The following is a 21,616-nucleotide window of genomic DNA, read 5'->3' on the forward strand; positions in this document are numbered from 1 at the left end:
GATTTCGTATAGTCATTTTTAGAAAAGTTTTTTTTAGTTGATGATATTTAATGAATTTGCCGTGCCTTTTCCGATGGCTCTATCATATCGATCGATATTTTCCCGGTAATAGACCATTATAAAATAATCATTTTCTGTTTGATAAAAATTTCCGTCAATTGCATTTTCATGATCGATAATTCCTTTGTTGTCTGCAATTGTATATTGGAAATTTGTAAATCCTTGTTTTATTAAAACTGCTTTTTCATAAATGCCCTTTTTTTCATTATAATCCATTTTGTATTCTGGTGTTAGATTATAATTATTGAACATTCCGGTGATGTAGATGTCTTTGTTAATTCTAAAAGTAGGGGCGGAAAGACTAAAATAGGCCCAGGCATAATCGGCTTCTATTTCGCTGTTGGTTGCGTTTATATTCTTAACAACAAAATTTCCATTCACGTCTTGGGTTACCGAATACGGATAATTTGTTCTGGCATCATTTGTATATAAATGAGAACTGTAGATTTCATTATTCGAATCTACTCGGGCTACATTATTATTAGCAGCTCTAATATCTTTATTTTCAAAATACAAAAACTCATTTCCTGCCCAAAACTGTGTTTGAGTATCATATTTATAAATTAAATCGTTTCCAATGGTATACTGGGGGGCAATGTTTGTAATGGCGTCATTGAATTGCCCATTTTGAAGTAAAACTACTTTCACGTTTTTCAATGGATTTTGAAAAGTAATGGTACTGGATTTAATGGTAAATTCTAAGTTGTGTTTGGAATCTAAATTACTCACGGTTCTGGCTCTTTTTACTTGGATAGGAATTGTGACAATATCTTCATAAAGGATGAATTTTCTGGAGAAAACGACTTCTTTGTCGTTGTTTAAAATTTTCAGCATGTAATTGCCACTGATTAATAATTGGGTAAACTGATTTGGAATAGCCAGCCTATAATGGGAATAGATTTGTAACGTGTTGAAAGAATTAGTGTAATCTGAGATTCGTTGGTTATCGAACCCTTTCAAATACTCGCTTTTAGGGATGTCTGTTGGTTTCCAATTATAATCGCAATGAGCTATTTCGTAGTAATAATCAGCTTCATTACCAAACAGATCGTCAAATTGCAACTGAAATCCTTCGCCTAATTTAAAAATTGGAATTACATTTTGTTCATTTTGTACAAAAGAAATCGTCTTAATATTATAGGGTGGAGCAGCCTCTTTTTCTACTTGTGCAGTAGTTGAAGTGATTATGAAAAGCAGAACTATTTTTTGAAAAAGAGCTTTAAGCATATATTTTGAATTGCTGAAATGTAAATATAACGAATTAAGCAATACTATTATTATGCGAATTATTGAGTAGCTTCATTTGATTTGTCCCAAATCTATTTAAAACAAACCGGAATAATTTCCCCTTTGGCTAAACAATATTTTTCTACTAATTCAGGTTTGATTTTATTAGTGTAATCTTCTTCAATTACTTTAAAACCAATGTTTCGTAATTTATCAAAATAATCGCGTCCATAAATACGAACGTGATCGTATTGACCAAATATTTTAGCGCGTTCTTTTTGATCTGTAATTGAATCATCAGCAAAAGTAGTTGTTCTTGATAAATCCTGTGGAATTTGTAAAATTGCCATTCCGCCTGGTTTCAAAACCCGATACAATTCCTGCATGGCTTTTGTATCATCCGGAATATGTTCCAAAACGTGATTGCAAAGAATAACATCATATTGATTATCTTCAAAAGGCAAATTACAAATATCTGCTTTCACATCTGCTAATGGTGAAAACAAATCGGTTGTGGTGTAGTCCAGATTTTTCTGATTGCGAAACAATTTATAAAAGGCCTGTTCTGGTGCAAAATGCAGCACTTTCTTTTTTTCTTTTGAGGTAAAAAAATCGGTTTCTTCATTTAAATACAACCACAATAAACGATGTCTTTCTAATGAAAGTGTACTTGGCGAAAGCACATTATTTCGTTGTGTTCCGTATCCGTAAGGTAAAAACATTCGAAAACTTTTCCCATCAATAGGATCTGTGAATGTGTTTCCTTTTAATGCCAATGCAAGAATTGGACGAGCCACATAACTTAAACGAATAAGAATTGGACGCGGGATAGTGTTGAGTATAAGTTTAAAAAGTTTTTTCATTACAGAACCAAAGGTGTTTGTCTAAACTCATCTTCTTCATTACTCACAATTCCTAATGCTTGATACACATACGCAAAAGTCGATAAAATCTCTGGTTTCCCATCGATAATTGCCACGTCATGTTCAAAATGCGCACTTGGTTTTCCATCGGCAGTAAGGATTGTCCAGCCGTCTTTTAATTGTTTGATGTTTCGAGTTCCCATATTAATCATCGGTTCAATAGCGACAACCATTCCTTCTACAAAAAGTTTTCCTCTTCCTTTTTTGCCATAATTAGGCATTTCAGGATCTTCATGCATTTTTTGTCCTACGCCATGACCTACTAATTCACGAACAACGCCATAACCATGCGCTTCCGTATATTTTTGAATTGCATTTCCTACGTCTTCTACACGATTTCCTAATTTGAATTCGCGGATTCCTACGTATAAAGATTCTTTGGTTACCTGTAATAATTTTTTAGTTTCAGGAGCGACTTCACCTATTTCAAAAGAATATGCATGATCGCCATGGTATCCATTTTTATATGCGCCACAATCTACAGAGATTACATCGCCGCTTTTTAAAGGCGTATTGTTTGGGATTCCATGGACCACTTGCGCATTTGGACTCATGCAAAGTGAATTCGGAAAACCATATAATCCGAGAAAACTTGGTTCAGCGCCATGATCACGAATGAATGTTTCGGCTAATTTATCTAGATATAAAGTAGTGACTCCTTCTTTTATTTCAGAAGCAATCATTCCTAATGTTTTTGATACGATCAACGCACTTTCGCGCATTAATTCTATTTCTTCACGTGATTTTACAATAATCATAATTTCCAATTTTCAGTTTGCAAAAGTACAATTTTATGAGAACTTTTAATGTCAAATATTTGATAATAAAAAAAGCTGCTCTAATTAGAACAGCTTTTATTAGTTTTATTTAAATCGTATTTAATATTTTGATTCAAATTACATCTAAGTTTTACAACAAAGAATGACAGGTCATTACCTCTGGTTTTTCTACTCCCATTAATTCCAAGATAGTTGGAGCGATATCGCCAAGAACTCCATCATGAATAACTCTTAAGTCTTTGTCCACTAAAATAATTGGAACTGGATTTGTAGTATGTGCTGTATTTGGACTTCCGTCAGGATTAATCATAGTTTCACAGTTTCCATGATCTGCAATTACGATGGTAGTGTAATTATGGGCTAATGCTGTCGTGATTACTTTCTCTACACACTTATCAACAGCTTCACAGGCTTTTATTGCGGCACTCATAATCCCGGTATGTCCCACCATATCACCGTTGGCAAAATTAAGACAAACAAAATCTACTTCTTCTTTCTCCAATTCTGGAACCAAAGCATCTGTCAATTCAAAGGCACTCATTTCCGGTTGCAAATCATAAGTGGCAACCTTTGGAGAGTTTTTCAAGATGCGGCTTTCTCCTATAAAAGGTTGTTCTCTTCCTCCAGAAAAGAAGAAAGTCACGTGAGGATATTTCTCCGTTTCGGCAATACGAATTTGCTTTTTATGTGCTTTTTCTAAAACCTCACCAAGAGTTTCAGTTATATTATCTTTATTATAAACGACTTTTACATTTTGGTAAGTTTCGTCATAATTAGTAAGGGTTACATAATACAAGTTTAACTTGTGCATATTCTGCTCATGAAAATCTTGTTGTGAGAGAGCTTCGGTTAATTCCCTTCCTCTGTCTGTTCTGAAATTAAAAAATATAACCACATCGTCTTCTTCAATTGTGGCCAATGGTTTGTCATATTCATCAACTATAACCGTTGGATGAATAAATTCATCGGTTACATTAACTTCATAACTTTCTTCGATGGAAGCAACTGCATTTGTTGAATGTGTTCCAATTCCGTTTACCAATAAATCGTAAGCGAGTTTTACTCTTTCCCATCGTTTGTCACGATCCATTGCATAATAACGTCCCACAACCGAAGCCAGTTTTACAGTAGTATTAGCAATATAATCCTGTAAATCCTGAATGTAATGTTTACCGGATTTTGGGTCTACGTCACGACCATCAGTGAAGGCGTGAACGAAAACTTTTTGTAATCCGTGTTTTTGCGTAGCGTCAATCAAGCCGCGTAAATGAGAAGTATGAGAGTGTACACCCCCATCAGAAACCAGACCTAAAAAGTGTACTTTTTTATTGTTTATTCTGGCATAAGTAAAGGCATCAACTAATACTTGCTCCTTTGCTAAAGTGTCATGTGCAACGGCAAGGTTAATTTTGGCTAAATCCTGATATACAATTCTACCAGCACCAAGATTCATATGTCCTACTTCGCTATTTCCCATTTGTCCCTCAGGAAGTCCAACATTTAAACCGTCAGTTCGAAGTTGGGCGCTTGGAAAATTTCTATATAAACTGTTAATAAATGGCACATTGGCATTGTCAATTGCAGATACCTTAGGGTCAGGAGATTTTCCCCAACCGTCCAAAATCATAAGAATTACTTTTTTGTTCATTATACTATATTTTAAACAAAGATAAAGTATTTCTAAAAATGTTCGAATGAATGGAAATCACTATTATACATTCGGAGGCTAACAATAACAAATAATGATTATTTTGTTGTGGAAAGTTGTCTTTTTTAAAATTAATGCATTTAGAATTTATTCTTAACTTGATTGTAATCTATAAAATAACGCACACTTATTGAGAAAACATGACTCAATGCATCGTTATTCAGTAGATTAGTAACATTGTCCGTAAACTCTTTATTGATGTCTCTTTCAAAGGCACCAGCATTATTTCGATACAAAACAGAAACTTGACTTCCGGGCGCAAACCACCAAGAATAGGACAAGTCAGCATTCCAGGAATAAAAACTCGAGTTTTTATTAGTTGTATATCCTGTAAAATCAGCAAGTCTTCCGTTTTGTTCTAATGATAAAGTATTTTTATTTTCGGCATACGACCAATATTGACGCAACGAAATATTAAATGTCATTTGACTATTCAGTGAATACTTTCCAGAAAGGGTATTGGAATATGTGATAACATTTCTATTAGCAAAAATGATAGTATTTGGCGTAGCCGAATTCATGTCATCATTAATGCTGTCAATGTATCCTTTATTGTTGTTTTGTCTGAAAAAGTTGAAGTTGTAATTCAGAGATAATTTGTCATTAAAACGATATCTTGGACCTACAGAAAAACCATAGGAATTTCTTCCTGCTTCATCAAAAAAAGCATAAGAAGGATTTACATCAATGGCAAAACTATTATTGTAATTGGTCGAAACATATACATAACCTCCAATTTTCGTTGGTTTTATCACATATCTGTCGGCCGTTCTGGGTTCATAATAATCAAATGTTTCTAATGCATTAGCATCAATTCCAATTCCAAAAAAGTGATTTTTTTTGTTTTTGGAGTTTATCTCAAAATTGATATTACTGGATTGAATTTTACCAGTTTCTTTTTGAAATTGTGAGTAGACATTAAGGTTAGTATTAAAGCTGTTAAAGTACTTCGTTGGATTAAGGATTCTATAACTGGTATTACCATATAAACTGTAGTAATTAGTTTCAAAATTGATTCCTAAATCATTATTGTCGAAATCTTTAGTAGTTATGTTAGCACCAAAACCATAACGGTATTTTCCGCTGGTCTCTGAGAAATTTAATTGGGAATTAATCCCTTTTTTATCTTCAACACTGTTGATGTAACTGTATTTGAAATCTCCGGCAAGATTGTAGGTATTTTTCTTTGTGTTCAAATCCCAAACTAATGCGGTCACATTTCCATCCCTAAAACTTCCGTTTCGAGTCACATTCGTGTTTACAAATGCAACTGAGGAATTTTTGCGAAAGCGTTGATCTAAAACCAATACGCTATAATTTGCCAAAGGTTCTATTTCATTTCTTATTTCGCCACTATCATTGTTAAAAATAGTAGTAGGTGTTTTTTCAGTAACAGCGTTCAGAATTCCGATTCCTAAACCATCTTTGGTTCTACCAGAAATTTTAAATGCATTGATAAGACTAATATTTGGTGTCTCTGTAAATGATTCATTTTCATTTAGTTTGTATGTTGGGACTCCTCCAATTCGTCTCGAATAAACCAAATTTCCTTTGCTAAACAAATCGGTTCCTTCCGTGAAAAAAGGTCTGTTCTCGTTAAATTGTTGTTCGAATGGCCCTAAATTCAGGATTTGATCATCGTATTTTGTTTGTCCAAAATCAGGAATAAGAATCATGTCCAGTGTAAAAGCATCGTTTATTCCATACTTTAAATCTAATCCCCCTTTTAGTGTTCCGTATGTTTTTTGTTGTGCATTGGCATTTACATAAAAAGAAGAATACGGCAAAAGAAAGAGTCGAGTAGGTGGTTTTATGTTTTCAATTCCTTCCAAAACTCCTGTTTGTTGGGTGAAAGTTCCCAGTTTTGAATCAATGAAATTCCAAGTATATTTATGACGATCTCGTCTAATTTCTCTAAAAAAATTAAGTCCCCAAGTTTGTTTATTCTCACCAGAAAAACGCAGTGCTGCATATGGAATTCTCATTTCTACAACCCAGCCTTTATCCGTAATTACGGCTTTGCTTTTCCAAACGGCGTCCCAAGAATAATCCTCGCCATTGGTATCTGTGGTAATGCAATCTGCCTGACCATCTGCTGCATTGACAAAAAATTGAAAATCTTGTTGTCCATCATTAAAGCCATTTATAAAAACACCAAAAAGGTCAGAAGTACCAAAATTATCTCGTTGGGTAATTTCTCTTAAGATTTTATCTGGATTTTCATCATACATAATGGCTCCAATATATACGGCGTCATTATCGTATAAAACTTTTACTTCGGTTCTCTTATTTTCTGGAATTGCTTTGCCATTGTCTGGATCAAACATGATGAAATCATTGGCTATTGCAGCTGTTTGCCATGTATTTTCGTCTAATTTTCCGTCGATTTCGATTTTTTCCGAAATGAATTTAGTTTGTAAGACTTTTTTTTGGCTGTAGCCAAAAGCATATAGTAATAGAAAACAAAGTAATAACTGATTTTTCATGAAACGATTGATTGGTTGATTGATGCAAAATTTAGAAAAACCAAATAGCTTCAAAGCGAGTAATCACCAATCCACGGAATAGTTTGAGTTAATAGACTCCCTTTTCAATCGAATGTTACAGTTTGATGTGAAAAAATTAAAATTTATTTTTCACTGCATTGTAATCAATAAAATAGCGAATGCTTATGGAAAGCACATTAGTGAGGTCGCTATTAAGAATACTTTTAAGATTTTTTGATAGATCTTTTTCGACTACACTGGCTCTTTCTAATCCATAGTTACGGTACAAAATGGATATTTCACTTCCCGGAGCAAACCACCAAGAATAGGATAAATCGAAGTTCCAAGAATTAAAATTCCTGTCTTTGTTTTCTGAGTACGTACTGTTTGGAGTTAAATAACCGTTGTTTTGTAAGGTGAAAAATTCATGATTTTTTGAGTATGACCAATAATAACGGGCTGTTAAGTTGATAGTCATTTTATTGTTCAATGAATATTTTCCTGTAAGGTCATTTTGAACTATTTCTCGATTACGTTCCGTAAATACAATGCCGGAATCATTAGAGTCAACCCATCCACGATCATTTTTCATATTGGTGTATTCTAAAGCATAGGCTAACGAAAGTTTGTCATTGAATCTATATTTTGGACTTGCATAAACGCCATAATTAAATCTTCCTTTTTCGTCATATTTAGTAAACGAGGGTGTCATGTCAAAAGTTAATGCATTATTTCGGTTCAATTCAAATCCAAAATAAGAAGCAATTCTTTTAGGGATATAGACGTATCTACCATACTCACGAGGCTCATAAAAATCAAATGTTTCAAGAGGATTTGTCACGATGCCTAACTCAAAATAATCATTGTTTAAAGAAGTTGCTTTTACCACTGTTTTATACCAGCCTTCTTGAATTTTCCCAGTTATATTATGAATTTCTAAATTCAATTCCTGTTCTATTTTTAGGGTGTTAAATATTTTTGTAGGGTTTAATATTCTATAACTCCCATTTGCCAATGCAGCATGATAGTTTGTATAGAAAATAATTCCTAAATCATTGATATCGTAATTCTCCGAGATGTATTTTCCGGAGAATAAATAGCGGTACCTTCCGCTTGTTTTTGCAAAGTTTAAAGAGGCTTTAAAACCATTGTAATCCTTAAAATCATTAATTGCGCTGTATTTAAAATCTCCGGATAGATTGTATTTATTTGCTTTGGTGTTCAGATCGAATAATAAGGCTGAGACATTCGCATCTCTGAAACCGCCATTTCTGGTGGTGTTTGCATTAACAAAGGAAACCGATGAATTTTGGTTAAAGCGCTGATCCAAAACTAGCATATTATAATTGGTTAATGGTTGTATGACTTCTTTTAATGTGGTATTCGAGTTATTATCGCGAATAGTTGCATAAGTTTTCTCGGTAACGGCATTCAAGAATCCAATTCCTAATCCTTTTTCGTTACGACCAGATATTTTTACAGCATTAAGAACATCTACAGTGCTTGGAAAATTGCTTATTTCTTGGTTTGGGGATAATTGATATTCCAGTATTTCTTGTTCTAGAATAGGACTACCGCCAATCCTTCGGGAATAAAACAATCCACCTTTGCTAAATAAATCGGTTCCTTCTGTAAAAAAAGGTCTGTTTTCAGCAAATTGCTGTTCAAAAGGTTCTAAATATAGTACAGCATTGTCAAATTTTGTCTGTCCAAAATCAGGCACCAAAATGGCATCTAATGTAAAGGAGTCGTTTATTCCGTATTTTATATCCAACCCAGCTTTTAAAGTCATGTCAGAACCAATATCACTTTGTTGATAGTAAGCAGATGAATACGGAATCAAGAAAAGTCGGGTAGGAGTTTGTATACTTTCAATTCCTTGAAGAATTCCCGCTTGCGGAATAACAGCGCCAATTTTAGTATCAATCCTATTCCAAGTATATTTTTGGACATCTCGCTTGATTTCACGCATGAAGTTTAAACCCCAAGTTTGTTTATCGGCTTTCGAAAATCGTAAAGCAGCATAAGGAATTTTCATTTCAACAACCCAGCCAAATTCAGTAACTGTTGCTTCGCTGTCCCAAATGGCATCCCAAGTAAAATCTTCAAGATCTTCCGTTGCCAAACAATCCATTTGAACTCCTGCGGCACTTACAAAAAACCTAAAATCTTGTTGACCATCATTGAATCCGTTAATGTAAACAGAAAAGTGATCTGAAACCCCGAAAACATCTCGTTTTGTTATTTCTCGTTGAATTTTTTCTGGTTCATTGTCATAAAGTAATGCCGATATGTAAATGGCATCGTTATCGTACAGTACTTTTACTTCTGTTTTTTTATCGTTGCTTATTGGTCTTCCATTGTCGGGTTCAAACATTATAAAATCGGTAGCTACTGATTCTGTTTTCCAAATTTCCTCGTTAATTTTTCCATCGATGGTGATGTTTCCAGTGATGGATTTGGCCTGAAGCGTTTTTTTCTGGCTATAAACTGTATAACTAAAGAATATTAAAAAAAACAGAGCTATAGAATGAAATTTGGACATAAATTAGAATTGTATCAAAACAAAAATAACAAAATTAACATAGAAAGTGTTTTTTTTATGATTTTTCACTCAATATTTCCCTTGTATGTTCGTTATAGTTAGACTAAAGTTTTGTTAAATTATTTTTAATGGTTTTATTTTACCGTAGGTTTGCAATCCCAAATTAGTATATAACTTAAAGAAAGCCAATGATTTATAAGATATTTCCTGCGATTTTATTTATGCTTGTTTCCTTCTCTCCGAGTAAAACAAGTTTTTCTGAGCCAAAGAAGGTTAAGTCAGTGGTTTATGCCAAAAAGGTAGAATCTAATGTTGATGCTAAAATTGAAATGGCCTATAATAACTTACATTCCAATCAATTTGCCTTGCCTAAATTAGAAAGCTTCGCAGTCGCTTTGAAAGGGTTTTATTCGTTGAAAGAAAAGGGATTGATCAAGAAAGACATCTTAACCTTAGTTGATTTTAGTTTGTCTTCCAACACTAAAAGACTTTGGGTGATTGATTTGATTACTGGTGATGTATTGTTTCATTCTCTTGTTGCTCATGGAAGAAATACCGGCGAAGAATTTGCTTCTAATTTTTCTAATTCAGCTGAATCGTATAAAAGCAGTTTAGGATTTTATGCTACAGGTGAAATTTACAATGGTAAACATGGAATGTCCCTTAAATTAGATGGTTTAGAAAAAGGAGTTAACGATAACGCAAGAGCAAGAGGTGTGGTCATGCATGCAGCTGAATACGTTTCTAATTCGTTTATTAAAAATAACCACAGATTAGGAAGAAGTCAAGGTTGTCCTGCTGTACCGGTGGAATTGTCTAAAGAAATTATCAGTGTAATAAAAAACAAATCGTGCTTCTTTATATATCATCCTTCAAGGATTTCTAAATTTGGAGCAGAATCAATTTCTTAATTTAGTGTATAAATCAGCATCTAGATTGTAAATATCATCTCTAAAAATTAATTTGTTGTTTTCGCTCCAAGCGGTCCAATATAATAAATGGAAGGAAACTTCTTTTTTGATTTTTATAAATTTTGTTTTTTCATTTTGTAAGGTTTCTGTAATTTTTTCCAGATTCCAATTGATGGCATCATCCAATAAATACTCCGTTAATTCTAATGGATTGTCTACTCTGACACAACCCGAACTCAACGAACGATCTATTTTGTCGAAATAATCCCTGTGATTGGTGTCGTGTAAATAAACAGAGAAGCGGTTTGGAAAAATAATCTTAACCATTCCCAGCGAATTAAAAGTTCCTGGACTTTGCACATAACGATAACTTTTGGCTTGCGATAACTGCCATTCGTAAGGACTTACAATTCTCCCATTACGATCATATACCTTAATATTTGATTGGGCTAAATAGCTTCGGCTTTTTAAAATGGCAGGAATAACATCTTCTCGCAAAATGGTGGGAGGAACAGTCCAAGTTGGATTATAAACAACCTGAGTTAATTTAGACGATAAGATTGGTGTTTTTCTTTTAGCTCTTCCCACTATTACTCTGTGCGTTCTTAGTGTATCTTTATCTTTAATTAACGTCAATCTGTAGTCGGGGATATTAATGATTACGTATTCTTTTCCCATTTCTTTAGGATACCATTTCCATCGCTCAAGATTTACTATAATTTGTTGCATTCTTTGTTTTTTGGAAAAATTGAGAGAGGAAATTGTTGCAGGTCCAATTATTCCATCCATAGCTAAGCCATGACGGTTTTGAAATTTTTTTATGGCAAGTATAGTTTCTTCGTCATAAATGGGCGTTAAGCTGTCTTGAAGTTGTAATTCTTTCCAGTAAGTCAATCTTTTTTTAATGTCAATTATGGAAAGATTGGTGTCGTTTGGAGAAATTATTTGAGCGATTTTTAATGCTTTAAAATTATCTTTAGGAAAAGTATTAATCAATCTCAGCGCTTTTTTTAACCTTTTGTAAGCAATATGATTGGGTTTCAATTGCTCTATTTTATCTGCTAAGGAGTCGCTGTCCAGTAAATTTGTCAAAGTCTCATTTAGGTCAATGTAGTTTTCTTTTAAATCCCAGTTTTTATATAGTTTTCTTGGATTTAATGTTCCGTTTGTCAAATTCGAGATGTATTTTTGAAAACTTGAGGTCAGTAAAATGTCATATTTAGCTAAATCAGAATCGTCTAGTGTCGCTGATTTTTTTTCGAAATCATTTAATGTTTTTACTTTATAATCCTCTGGATTTAATCCTTCCTCATCAGATTTAAGGAGTTCTGCTAAAATTATTTTTCTATTTTCTTTAAATTGCCAAACGGTTCTGTATCCAGTAGATTTATAAAAATCAGTGAGTGTTTTGTCGTCAAAAGAAATTAATAACGTTGAGTCAATTTTAATTGATTTGCTTTCAGGTTGGATATGAGGTTCAACAGTCTCTTTTTTTAGGAGTACCTCGCTTTTTAGTTCTTGCTTTTTACAACTAGTTATGAGGCATAGCAATAGTATTAGGGATAATTTATTCATCACTCATTTTTTTAAACATGATAACATGTTTTCCAACTTCTGATATTTCAAAAGGCAATCCTTTAACTTGGTATCCCATTTTTTCATAGAAACCAATTGCCTTTTTTCGGGCATTGAACCAAATTAAATTTGCTTTTTGGACTGAACAATATTTCTCAGAATTGAGAATAAGCTTTTCGCCGAAACCCTTTTTTTGATGCTCTTCTAAAACTGCCATGCCCCTAATTTGATACTGTTTTTCTGTCACAAATAAATTATTTTTTGCTTCGAATATTGAAATAACGCCAATGATATTGTTCTTGTCAAACAAACCAAAATGGGAGGTAGTTTCTAAATTATCGCCATCAAAATGACAGCTATCTATCGATTTGTCGGCTCGAAGTACAGGATATCTTACTGGAAATGTCTCTAAAGCGGTAATTTTTTTGATATTTTGCGTCATTTTTTTTAATATTTTTTCAGCTTAATAAAGGTATAATATTTTCATATTAAATTCTTTATGATTTGAATATGCTTTAATAAAAAAGTTGTGGGTGTAAGTTTGCAATTTTTTAAGAAAAAAAACTTGCATTGAAGCAAACTTATTAATTATATTTGCACCGTTGTTAATGCGAAAGTAGCTCAGTTGGTAGAGCTCCAGCCTTCCAAGCTGGTTGTCGCGAGTTCGAGCCTCGTCTTTCGCTCTAAGCCTCAAATTTAGTTTTGAGGTTTTTTATTTAAATTTTGTCATGCGAAAGTAGCTCAGTTGGTAGAGCTCCAGCCTTCCAAGCTGGTTGTCGCGAGTTCGAGCCTCGTCTTTCGCTCTTCAAAGCCGAAACTTTATTGTTTCGGCTTTTTTGTTTATTATAAATTCGTTTCAGAATCATTTTATAAAACTCAAATCAGTTCCGCTTTCTAATTCTTCAGGAGCTTGGTTTTGTCTAAAAAGTCTCGCAGATAAGTTTCCTCTTAAAGTTATTTTTTCACCTTTAACATCCAGCCAACTTCCTTCTCGTAATCCTAAAACGGGAATAGTATTAAAAGCATGAAACTCTTTGATTCTTGTTTCGCGCGTTTCGCCCATGTGTTTTGATTGTTCATTGACATCTAAATAATGCGGATTTAAATTGAAAGGTATTAATCCCAAAGTTTGAAAGCTCGGCGGGTAAATAATAGGCATATCATTCGTGGTTTGCATCGTCAGTCCGCAAATATTACTTCCGGCACTTGTTCCTAAATAAGGCGTTCCTGCTTTTACGGCGTCAGCAAGAACGGTCATGATTTTGTTTTTATACAATTGTGAAACCAGTAAAAAAGTATTACCGCCTCCTGTAAATATACCTTCTGCATTTTGGATTGCTTCAGCTGCATCTTCAAATTCATGAATTCCTTTTATTGTTTTATTTATTTTGGCAAAAGCCAAAGCAACTTTTGAAGTATATTCCTCATGTGAAATACCTCCTGAACGTGCATAAGGAATAAAAAGTATCGTTTTGCAATTTAAAAAATGCAAGCTTAATTTGGGTAATAAATAGTCTAAATAGTCCCCGCCATGAAGGGTAGATGTACTGGCGATAAGTATGTTTTTCATTGTGTTTTCTTGTAAAGAATAGTTTGGGTTAAAGATATAAAATTGTGTTTTTTTATGTTGTGATTCCGTTTTTTAATTAACATATTTTTACCAAGTCGTTAATAATTAATTTGGAAGAGAGTAAGATACTTTTACAGGATACCAATAATCGAAATTTGATTGTCATCTGATGAGTAGAGTTGTATGCATTTTTTTTATTTTAATTGCTTCTAAGGGTTTTGCGCAAGAATCTATTCCTGATAAATTGGACGGAAAAATAATTGCTGACATGTCGAATTTAGGAGGGATTTATGTGATAAATTTAAAAACTGAAAAAGCAGCAATTACTGAAAAAGATGGTTATTTTTCGATACCTGCAGTTCTAGGAGATACACTTATGTTTTCTGCGGTGCAATTTAAGGGAATTCGTATTGTTTTGACCCAAAAACATTTTGAAAATGATTTTCTTTTTGTCAAAATGGAGCCAATAATGAATCAATTAAGAGAAGTTGTCGTTAGAAGGGGATTTGATAATATAAATGCAGTTGCACTTGGGATTATTCCAAAGGGACAAAAATCCTATACAGTTGCAGAACGTAAATTATATACTGCAACGGACCTTAATGCGTCAGCTAATTTGTCTGGAATGGCTGGCGGCTCAATTTCTGCAGATCCTTTACTCAATTTTCTTTCTGGCAGAACGGGAATGCTCAAAAAACAACTGGAAGTAGAGAAAAAAGAGTTTTATTTAAAACAGTTAGAAAAACTGTTTGATATTGGCCATTTTGTAAATAAATTAAAAATTCCTTCTGAATATGTAAAAGGATTTGAATATTTTGCGGTTGAAAATATTAAATTCACGAAAATTTTGGACACAAAAAATAAAACTACAATTGAATTTTTATTGGGCGAATTAGCTACAAAATATAACGAAATAATAGCCAGTGAAAATAAATAATACGTTACTGCTGTTTTTGTTTTTTATAACGACTATTTCTTTTGGTCAAGCTATTTCTGAAAAAGAAATTAATGGAAAAATTACTGCTGATACAATAACTGTTGAAGGTATAAAAATTGTCAATTCATCTACTGAAAAAGTAACTGTAACCGATAAGAATGGATTCTTCTACCTATTCGTAAAAGAAGGAGATGTTTTAGTTTTTTCTGCTGTAAATCTTGTAACTTTACATAGAAGAATGAGTAAACAGGATTTGATTCAGGATATTCTTAAGATTCAAATGTCGCCAAAGAGCATTGCGCTAAAAGAAGTTATTGTCAATGAAAATTCACAAATAACTGCTGAAAATTTAGGGATTATTCCTTACGGCCAAAAAAAATATACGCCAGCGGAAAGAAAATTATACACTGCAACTTCTGGTGGTGGTATCGATGGTTTGCTAAACACTATTTCGGGTCGTAAAGCGATGCTTAAAAAAGAAATAGTAGTTGAGAATAAGGAACAGTCATTGAGTAGACTTTTGCCGCTTTTTGAGGATAAATATTATATAGAAACCTTAAAAATTACTGCTGATTATATCAAAGATTTTCAACATTATTGCGTTGATGATGCCAGTTTTACCGCGGCTTTGAAATCTAAAAATAAAACATTGATTATGTTTTTAATTGTTGGACTGTCTGAAAACTATACTAAAATTATTGCAGATGAAAAATAAAATCATAATACCGGTTTTGTGTTTGTGTTGTCAATTTTGTTTTAGTCAATTGACAAGAAAGACATTGTATGGTCAAGTGGTAAATGATTCCATTAAGTTAGAAAATGGAATTGTTTTCAATGTTACTTCTAAGACAGGAACGGTTATAAACCAACAAGGGTTTTTTAGTATTTTGGCAAAAGCCAAAGACACATTAGTTTTTTCTGGCTTAACTTTTAAATCAAAAAAAATAGTTCTTACCCAAAAAGAAACTTCGACTCCACTTTTAAGGATAAAACTGGATGCATTTATCAATTTGTTGCCGGAAGTGCTGGTTTATGGAGATAAAAAATTAAATCCGATTTCAGGAAATTCTCAAAAGTATGTCGATATGCAATATTTTGATGACGAGAAGTCTTCTCCAAAAAATAGAACGATGCCATCTGATGGAACTATTGAAAATGGAATGAATTTTGTTAGGATATATAAAGATGTATTAAAAGCTTTGAGGAAAAACAATCCTGAAAGAACAGATTTTACAAGTGAAATAAGCTTTACGGAACTGGTCATGAAAAAAGTTAGTTACTCCTTTTTTACAAATACATTAAACCTGAATGATGATGAAATTGGTCTTTTTCTTATTTTTTGTGAGAATGATTCCAAGTCAAAAATAGTCATGAAACCTGGTAACGAATTTCAAGTAATGGATTTTCTCATTACAAAAAACAAAGAATTTAAAAGAATTACTACTTTTGAAAAATGAAATCGCCATGATTCCAAAACATAAATGAGATTGAAGAAAAGGCGATACCGTATTCCGATAAAAAACAAACAGAATCTTCGTATGAAAAAAACAATCTTATATGCCTTTATTGGGTTTTTATTCCTGAGTCTAACCGCTTTCAGCACCCATAAATTTTATATGGGGATATATCAGGTAAATTATGCTCCTGAAAAGAAAATGCTCCAAATTACCTCTCGTGTTTTTATTGATGATTTGAATAATGCTTTGGAAAAAAAGTATAACAAAAAAGTGTATTTAGGGACCGAAAAAGAATCCCCTGAAGAAGTAATTTTATTAAAGAAGTATTTCTTGGAGAAATTCTCTGTAAAGGTAAACGGTCAATCCAAGTCCATCAATTTTCTAAGCAAAGAGCTGGAAGGGGATATCCTTATTTGTTATTGCAACGTAAAGGAAATTACTAAAATTAATACGCTTGAAATTTTCAATACAGTTTTGATAGATTGGAATACTGAACAGCAAAACATTACCCATGTTACTGTATTAGGAGAGAAAAAAAGTATACTCTTTACAGATTCTAATAAAGGCGAAATGTTAAAATTCTAATAAAATGCAAGTAATTTGTTAAAAATTATTATTTTCACACGCTTAAATAATTTTCCTTCTATAACATGAAAAAAATCACATTATTATTTATTTTTCCAGTAATTCTATTTGCTCAAGAAAAACCCACCACATTAACCCAGAAACAATCAGGAAAGCTCGACACGAACAAGTTTAGTCAAATGTATGACTTATTAGCCACGCCTAATATGTTTCGTACTGCTTCCGGAGCTCCAGGACCAGCTTACTATCAGCAACAAGCAGACTATAAGATAGACGTGGAATTAGATGATAAAAATGCCAAATTAAGTGGCTCTGAAACAGTAACATATTATAATAATTCTCCAGATAGTTTAGAGTATTTATGGGTGCAGTTAGATCAAAATCAAGCAGCTAAAAACTCAGAATCCCCTTTAGTTGAAAGCGAAAAGATAGAACAAGTATTGCCAGCAGATAAATTTGCAAATGAATATTTGAAGAAAGGGCTTGATCGCGGGTTTAATATAGAATATGTAAAAGATGCAAAAGGGAATCTCTTGTCTTATACTGTAAATCAGACCATGATGCGAATCAATTTAGTGACTCCTATTAAACCTGGTGAAAAATTTATATTTTCTACTAAATGGTGGTACAATATAAATAATTACATTCAAGATGGAGGTCGTTCTGGTTATGAACCATTCGAAAAAGAAGGGAATAGATTGTATGTAATTGCTCAGTTTTATCCTAGAATGGCAGTTTATAATGATGTAGAAGGATGGCAGAATATGCAATTTTGGGGAGGTGGGGAGTTTGCTTTACCTTTTGGAAATTTTGATGTAAATATTACGGTTCCTGCCGATCACGTTATGGATGCAACAGGAGAATTGATGAATAGAAGCGAGGTGTTTACGCCAGCTCAGGTAAAAAGATACGAATTGGCACAAAAAACATTTGATAAACCGATTGTTATTGTTACCCAAGCAGAGGCTGAAGCCAATGAAAAAGGATTTTCAGACAAGAAAAAAACATGGAAATTTAGTGCTAAAAACGTAAGAGATTTTGGTATCGCCACCTCAAGAAAGTTTATTTATGATGCTATGGCGGTACAATTAAGTAGTAAAGTTGTAATGGCTGAATCACTTTATCCTAAAGAAGCAAACCCGCTTTGGGGAGAAACTTCAACGCAAATGGTAGCGCATACTTTAAAAAGTTATTCTTCTCATACCTTTGACTATCCTTATCCAAAAGCAGTCTCAGTATCTGCAGAAGATCAAGGGATGGAATATCCTATGATTTGTTGGAATTTTGGTCGCCCTGATGCAAATGGCGTGACCAGTGAACAAGTGAAAAATGGAATGATAGGAGTGGTGATTCATGAAGTAGGGCATAACTTTTTCCCAATGATTGTTAATTCTGATGAGCGTCAATGGACTTGGATGGATGAAGGTTTAAACTCTTTTATGGAATTTATGGCAGAACAGGAATTAGGAACTAATTTTCCTTCAAGACGTGGGCCTGCAAAAAACATTGTTCCTTACATGAGCGGAGATCAAAAGTTTCTAGAGCCTATTATGTCAAATTCGGAGGGTATTATTCAGTTTGGAAATAATGCCTATGGAAAGCCAGCTACGGGTTTAAATATTCTTAGGGAAACCATCATGGGAAGAGAATTATTTGATCATGCTTTTAAAGTGTATGCGAATAGATGGAAATTCAAACACCCAACACCTGAAGATTTCTTTAGAACGATGGAAGATGCTTCGGCAGTAGATTTAGACTGGTTTTTTAGAGGCTGGTTTTATTCAACTGATTTTGTTGATATTGGTATAAATGAAGTGAAACAATATTATGTTTCAGAAACTCCTACAGTAGCGTTGAAAGATGCTAAGATTAGAAAAGGTCGTTTTGGAATGGATAAAGGTCCATTCGTATATTTAATTTCAGAGAATAGCGATGAATTAAAAAATTCGGATAAGAAATCTTTAGAAATTGGACAAGTAAAATTGCTTTCGGAATATGTAGACCAAAAACTTACCGCTGAAGAAAAAGCAACGATGAAGACGCCTAAATATTTTTATGAAGTAGAGTTCAATAAACCGGGAGGTATGCTGATGCCAATTATTGTTGAAATTACTTATGAGGATGATAGTACAGAAACGTTCAAGTATCCAGCTCAAATCTGGAGAAAAAACAATGAGACTGCCAAAAAAGTATATGCAACCGAAAAAGCAATAAAAAAGATTCAAATTGACCCAAAATTGGAAACTGCTGATATAGATGTTACGAATAACACTTGGCCAAAATCAGAGGTGAAATCAAAATTTGACTAAGAAGAACAGTATAAAAGAGGCTTGAATTAAGCCTCTTTTTTTTATGAAAAAATTAAAATACTGAGATTTAAAAAATGATATCTTTGTATTCAAGAAAAATCTAAAAATATGTTTGGTATAGGAGGAGGCGAATTAATTTTTATAATGTTTATTGTACTTATGCTTTTTGGTTCGGATAAAGTGCCTGAGATAGCACGTACTATGGGAAAAGCGATGGCGCAGATAAAAAATGCTACCAACGATATAAAAAGTGAAATTCAAAAAGGAGCTGAAGCCAATGGTTTTGATACAAAATCATTGAGTGATATAAGAGGTAGTATTACCTCAGAAATCAATAAAGCAAAAGATAATCTGTTAGGCGATACTTCAGCATTTAGCGATATGGCGGGGAATATTACCTCAGAAATAAACAAGGCTAAAGACAATCTATTAGGGGATGCAACAACAGAAATAGAAAAAGCAAAAGATAATCTATTAGGGGATGCAACAGAAATAGAAAAAGCAAAAGAAGAAATTGACGATATTACTGGTCCTATAAAACGCCAGATGTAATGTTGGAAAAATTACTGTCTTTAGATACGAAATTATTTGTTTTTTTGAATGGATTAGGGTCGGAAACGTATGACGGACTTTGGTTATTTATTACCAAACAAAGCAACTGGATTCCTCTTTTTTTACTCCTTTTGTATGTTATTTATAAAAAACTAGGTGCTAAACAAACCTTGTATTTACTGCTGTTTGTAGCAGTTTTAGTTACGATTACAGATCAAACAACAAACTTGTTCAAGAACGGATTTCAACGATTACGCCCTTGTAATAATTCTGAAATCAATTCTTTTATACGCATCGTTCAAATCCGAAGCTCATTTAGTTTTTTCTCAGGGCATGCAGCAAATTCAATGGCAGTTGCGACATTTTTGTATTTTAATTTTAAAGATAAAATCAAATTTTTCGGTTTCCTGTTCTTGTGGCCGCTCATCTTTGCGTACAGTAGAATCTATCTGGGATTGCATTATCCATTAGATATTTTATCAGGCTATTTGTTCGGACTTACTTTTGGATTTTTGATGTTCAAAGGATACAAAATAGCACAGCAAAAATATTTCCCTCTATAATGCATTGCGAGGAGGAACGACGTGGCAATCTGGAGCTTTTTCCTGCTCTACGCTGTATCTTTTTCTTGTTATTCTTCTTAGGTCAGAATAACAAGAAAAAGGATGCCGCTTCCATCAGGGCTAGGGCATTTGTTTTCAATAGAAATATCCTAAACTAAAGAACTCGACTCACTGTCAATCCATCACGAATAGGCAACAAAACCGTTTCTACTCTTGGATCAGTTGCTAATAACTGATTGTATTCCAATAATATTTTTGTGCTCAAATCTTTAGGATTCAATGGTTCGAGAATTTTACCACTCCACAACACATTATCCGATAAGATAATTCCGCCTTTATTCATTTTTGGAACAATCAACTCAAAATAGTTAAGGTAATTTTCTTTGTCGGCATCAATAAAAACCAAATCAAATTTTATATCAAGCGTTGGGATAATGTCAATAGCTTCACCTAAATGTTGTACAATTTGCTTTCCCCAAGGCGATTTGTCAAAATGTTTTCTTTGAAAATCAACCAGCTCTTCTTTGATGTCAATCGTATGCAATTGTCCGGTTTCTTGCATGCCTTCGCACAAACACAACGCCGAATAGCCAGTGTAAGTGCCAATTTCCAGAATATTCACAGGCCGAATCAATTTAGACAACATACTCAAAACCCGACCTTGAAAATGCCCGCTCAACATTCGCGGCAGCAGAATTTTTTGATAGGTTTCTTTATTCAAAGCGGCGAGTAAAGCCGGTTCTTTTTCTGAATGTTGTTCGATATAATCTTCTAATTCTTGGGAAATGAAATGCATTATCTTAAACTTTTTATTGGGTCTTGAAAAGTATTGAATATTCTAACAACATAAATTGTGTTGTGATGGAATTGGTAAAGTATTTTGTAGTTTCGGGTAATTATTCTTCTGCAATCAATTCGGTATTCGTCAATTTGAAATTGATCAGGAAAAGTTATTGAATTTAAATTTTCGAAAATTTCATCGGTTATTTTAGTTGCAACAAGGAGAGAAATTTTTTGTTCTAATGAAAGATAAATATCTTTTAAATCAAGTTTTGCATTAGTAGTCCAAAAAATGACATAATTAGTATTATTCATTTTTCCAGGCTTTCATTTCTTCAATAAGATTTTCTTGAGAAATTACTCTGTTGTATTTAATATCTTCTAATCCTTCTTCAACCTTATTATGATATTCCGAAAGTGTTAAGGCATTTCCTTTAGCATCGTAAGAAACAATTTCATTCAAATAATTATCAAATACGGATGATACAATACGGAGTACTCTTTCGTCTGCTAAATCTAATTGAAGTTTAATTTTTTGTTTTAATTCTGGAAGTCCCATTTTCACTAATTTATATACAAATTTACAAAAAAATATAATAGGTTTCTTTATTGTATTTGGTCTGCTATTTAGACTCTTTTTATAATTTCA

General features: G+C 33.1%; 20 protein-coding genes and 2 tRNA genes. 10 read left to right on the forward strand and 12 right to left on the reverse strand.

Going from position 1 to position 21,616, the window contains the following annotated elements; genetic code table 11:
• Window positions 1–33: 33 nt before the first annotated feature.
• The 6 genes from ACM55F_RS10270 to ACM55F_RS10295 form a co-directional block, all read right to left on the reverse strand.
• Entirely contained in the window at window positions 34–1,287 is a 1,254-nt protein-coding gene (locus tag ACM55F_RS10270) for a type IX secretion system plug protein (protein ID WP_416853709.1), read from the reverse strand.
• Window positions 1,288–1,379: 92 nt separating this feature from the next.
• Window positions 1,380–2,150: a class I SAM-dependent methyltransferase gene (locus tag ACM55F_RS10275; RefSeq protein ID WP_416853710.1), complete on the reverse strand. Its 771-nt coding sequence runs from the start codon at window positions 2,148–2,150 to the stop codon at window positions 1,380–1,382.
• Window positions 2,150–2,968, reverse strand: coding sequence for a type I methionyl aminopeptidase (map, locus tag ACM55F_RS10280; RefSeq protein WP_416853711.1), 819 nt, complete (start codon window positions 2,966–2,968; stop codon window positions 2,150–2,152). The genes ACM55F_RS10275 and map overlap by 1 nt, the downstream gene beginning before the upstream one ends.
• Window positions 2,969–3,119: 151 nt before the next feature.
• On the reverse strand, window positions 3,120–4,637 hold the full coding sequence (gene gpmI / locus ACM55F_RS10285) for a 2,3-bisphosphoglycerate-independent phosphoglycerate mutase (protein ID WP_416853712.1): 1,518 nt from the start codon (window positions 4,635–4,637) through the stop codon (window positions 3,120–3,122).
• 140 nt (window positions 4,638–4,777) lie between these two features.
• The gene (locus ACM55F_RS10290; RefSeq protein WP_416853713.1) at window positions 4,778–7,183 is read right to left on the reverse strand and encodes a DUF5916 domain-containing protein; all 2,406 of its coding nucleotides are present in this window, start codon (window positions 7,181–7,183) and stop codon (window positions 4,778–4,780) included.
• 136 nt (window positions 7,184–7,319) lie between these two features.
• Window positions 7,320–9,728, reverse strand: a complete 2,409-nt coding sequence (locus tag ACM55F_RS10295; RefSeq protein WP_416853714.1) for a DUF5916 domain-containing protein — start codon at window positions 9,726–9,728, stop codon at window positions 7,320–7,322.
• Between the two features lie 188 nt (window positions 9,729–9,916).
• Here ACM55F_RS10295 and ACM55F_RS10300 point away from each other — a divergent pair, with 188 nt between their 5' ends.
• Window positions 9,917–10,639 carry a murein L,D-transpeptidase catalytic domain family protein gene (locus ACM55F_RS10300; protein ID WP_416853715.1) on the forward strand — a complete coding sequence of 241 codons (723 nt, stop codon included), beginning with the start codon at window positions 9,917–9,919 and terminating at the stop codon, window positions 10,637–10,639.
• On the opposite strand, the gene ACM55F_RS10305 is transcribed toward ACM55F_RS10300, so the two are convergent.
• The gene (locus ACM55F_RS10305) at window positions 10,628–12,214 is read right to left on the reverse strand and encodes a L,D-transpeptidase family protein (RefSeq protein ID WP_416853716.1); all 1,587 of its coding nucleotides are present in this window, start codon (window positions 12,212–12,214) and stop codon (window positions 10,628–10,630) included. The two genes, ACM55F_RS10300 and ACM55F_RS10305, sit on opposite strands and share 12 nt — an antisense overlap.
• Window positions 12,207–12,656, reverse strand: coding sequence for a GNAT family N-acetyltransferase (locus tag ACM55F_RS10310; protein ID WP_416853717.1), 450 nt, complete (start codon window positions 12,654–12,656; stop codon window positions 12,207–12,209). Before ACM55F_RS10310 ends, ACM55F_RS10305 begins: the two co-directional genes overlap by 8 nt.
• Window positions 12,657–12,824: 168 nt before the next feature.
• Between ACM55F_RS10310 and ACM55F_RS10315 the strand changes: the two genes are divergently transcribed.
• Both ACM55F_RS10315 and ACM55F_RS10320 read left to right on the forward strand, forming a co-directional pair.
• Window positions 12,825–12,897 (forward strand) — tRNA-Gly (locus tag ACM55F_RS10315).
• Window positions 12,898–12,944: 47 nt separating this feature from the next.
• A tRNA-Gly gene (locus tag ACM55F_RS10320) sits at window positions 12,945–13,017 on the forward strand.
• 59 nt (window positions 13,018–13,076) lie between these two features.
• On the opposite strand, the gene pepE is transcribed toward ACM55F_RS10320, so the two are convergent.
• Window positions 13,077–13,784, reverse strand: coding sequence for a dipeptidase PepE (pepE, locus tag ACM55F_RS10325; RefSeq protein ID WP_416853718.1), 708 nt, complete (start codon window positions 13,782–13,784; stop codon window positions 13,077–13,079).
• A gap of 169 nt (window positions 13,785–13,953) precedes the next feature.
• On the opposite strand from pepE, the gene ACM55F_RS10330 reads away from it, so the two are divergent.
• From ACM55F_RS10330 to ACM55F_RS10360, 7 genes are all read left to right on the forward strand, one after another.
• A complete protein-coding gene (locus ACM55F_RS10330) occupies window positions 13,954–14,721 on the forward strand; it encodes a peptidase associated/transthyretin-like domain-containing protein (RefSeq protein ID WP_416853719.1) in 768 nt (255 codons plus the stop codon).
• On the forward strand, window positions 14,708–15,436 hold the full coding sequence (locus ACM55F_RS10335) for a peptidase associated/transthyretin-like domain-containing protein (protein WP_416853720.1): 729 nt from the start codon (window positions 14,708–14,710) through the stop codon (window positions 15,434–15,436). Before ACM55F_RS10330 ends, ACM55F_RS10335 begins: the two co-directional genes overlap by 14 nt.
• Window positions 15,426–16,178: a peptidase associated/transthyretin-like domain-containing protein gene (locus ACM55F_RS10340; RefSeq protein WP_416853721.1), complete on the forward strand. Its 753-nt coding sequence runs from the start codon at window positions 15,426–15,428 to the stop codon at window positions 16,176–16,178. The genes ACM55F_RS10335 and ACM55F_RS10340 overlap by 11 nt, the downstream gene beginning before the upstream one ends.
• 81 nt (window positions 16,179–16,259) lie before the next feature.
• Window positions 16,260–16,763 carry a DUF6702 family protein gene (locus ACM55F_RS10345; RefSeq protein ID WP_416853722.1) on the forward strand — a complete coding sequence of 168 codons (504 nt, stop codon included), beginning with the start codon at window positions 16,260–16,262 and terminating at the stop codon, window positions 16,761–16,763.
• A 65-nt stretch (window positions 16,764–16,828) separates the two neighbouring features.
• Entirely contained in the window at window positions 16,829–19,072 is a 2,244-nt protein-coding gene (locus tag ACM55F_RS10350) for a M1 family metallopeptidase (protein WP_416853723.1), read from the forward strand.
• 108 nt (window positions 19,073–19,180) lie between these two features.
• Complete coding sequence (locus tag ACM55F_RS10355; protein ID WP_416853724.1) at window positions 19,181–19,624, forward strand: Sec-independent protein translocase subunit TatA/TatB; 444 nt, start codon at window positions 19,181–19,183, stop codon at window positions 19,622–19,624.
• Window positions 19,624–20,187, forward strand: coding sequence for a phosphatase PAP2 family protein (locus ACM55F_RS10360; RefSeq protein ID WP_416853725.1), 564 nt, complete (start codon window positions 19,624–19,626; stop codon window positions 20,185–20,187). The genes ACM55F_RS10355 and ACM55F_RS10360 overlap by 1 nt, the downstream gene beginning before the upstream one ends.
• Before the next feature lie 154 nt (window positions 20,188–20,341).
• On the opposite strand, the gene ACM55F_RS10365 is transcribed toward ACM55F_RS10360, so the two are convergent.
• From ACM55F_RS10365 to ACM55F_RS10375, 3 genes are read right to left on the reverse strand one after another with little or no spacing between them, the layout of a single operon-like run.
• On the reverse strand, window positions 20,342–20,983 hold the full coding sequence (locus ACM55F_RS10365; protein ID WP_416853726.1) for an O-methyltransferase: 642 nt from the start codon (window positions 20,981–20,983) through the stop codon (window positions 20,342–20,344).
• Window positions 20,983–21,282 carry a type II toxin-antitoxin system RelE/ParE family toxin gene (locus ACM55F_RS10370; RefSeq protein ID WP_416853727.1) on the reverse strand — a complete coding sequence of 100 codons (300 nt, stop codon included), beginning with the start codon at window positions 21,280–21,282 and terminating at the stop codon, window positions 20,983–20,985. Before ACM55F_RS10370 ends, ACM55F_RS10365 begins: the two co-directional genes overlap by 1 nt.
• Window positions 21,275–21,526, reverse strand: coding sequence for a hypothetical protein (locus tag ACM55F_RS10375; RefSeq protein WP_416853728.1), 252 nt, complete (start codon window positions 21,524–21,526; stop codon window positions 21,275–21,277). The genes ACM55F_RS10370 and ACM55F_RS10375 overlap by 8 nt, the downstream gene beginning before the upstream one ends.
• Window positions 21,527–21,616: the final 90 nt, after the last annotated feature.

Source organism: Flavobacterium melibiosi, assembly GCF_048158545.1.
GTDB lineage: Bacteria > Bacteroidota > Bacteroidia > Flavobacteriales > Flavobacteriaceae > Flavobacterium > Flavobacterium melibiosi.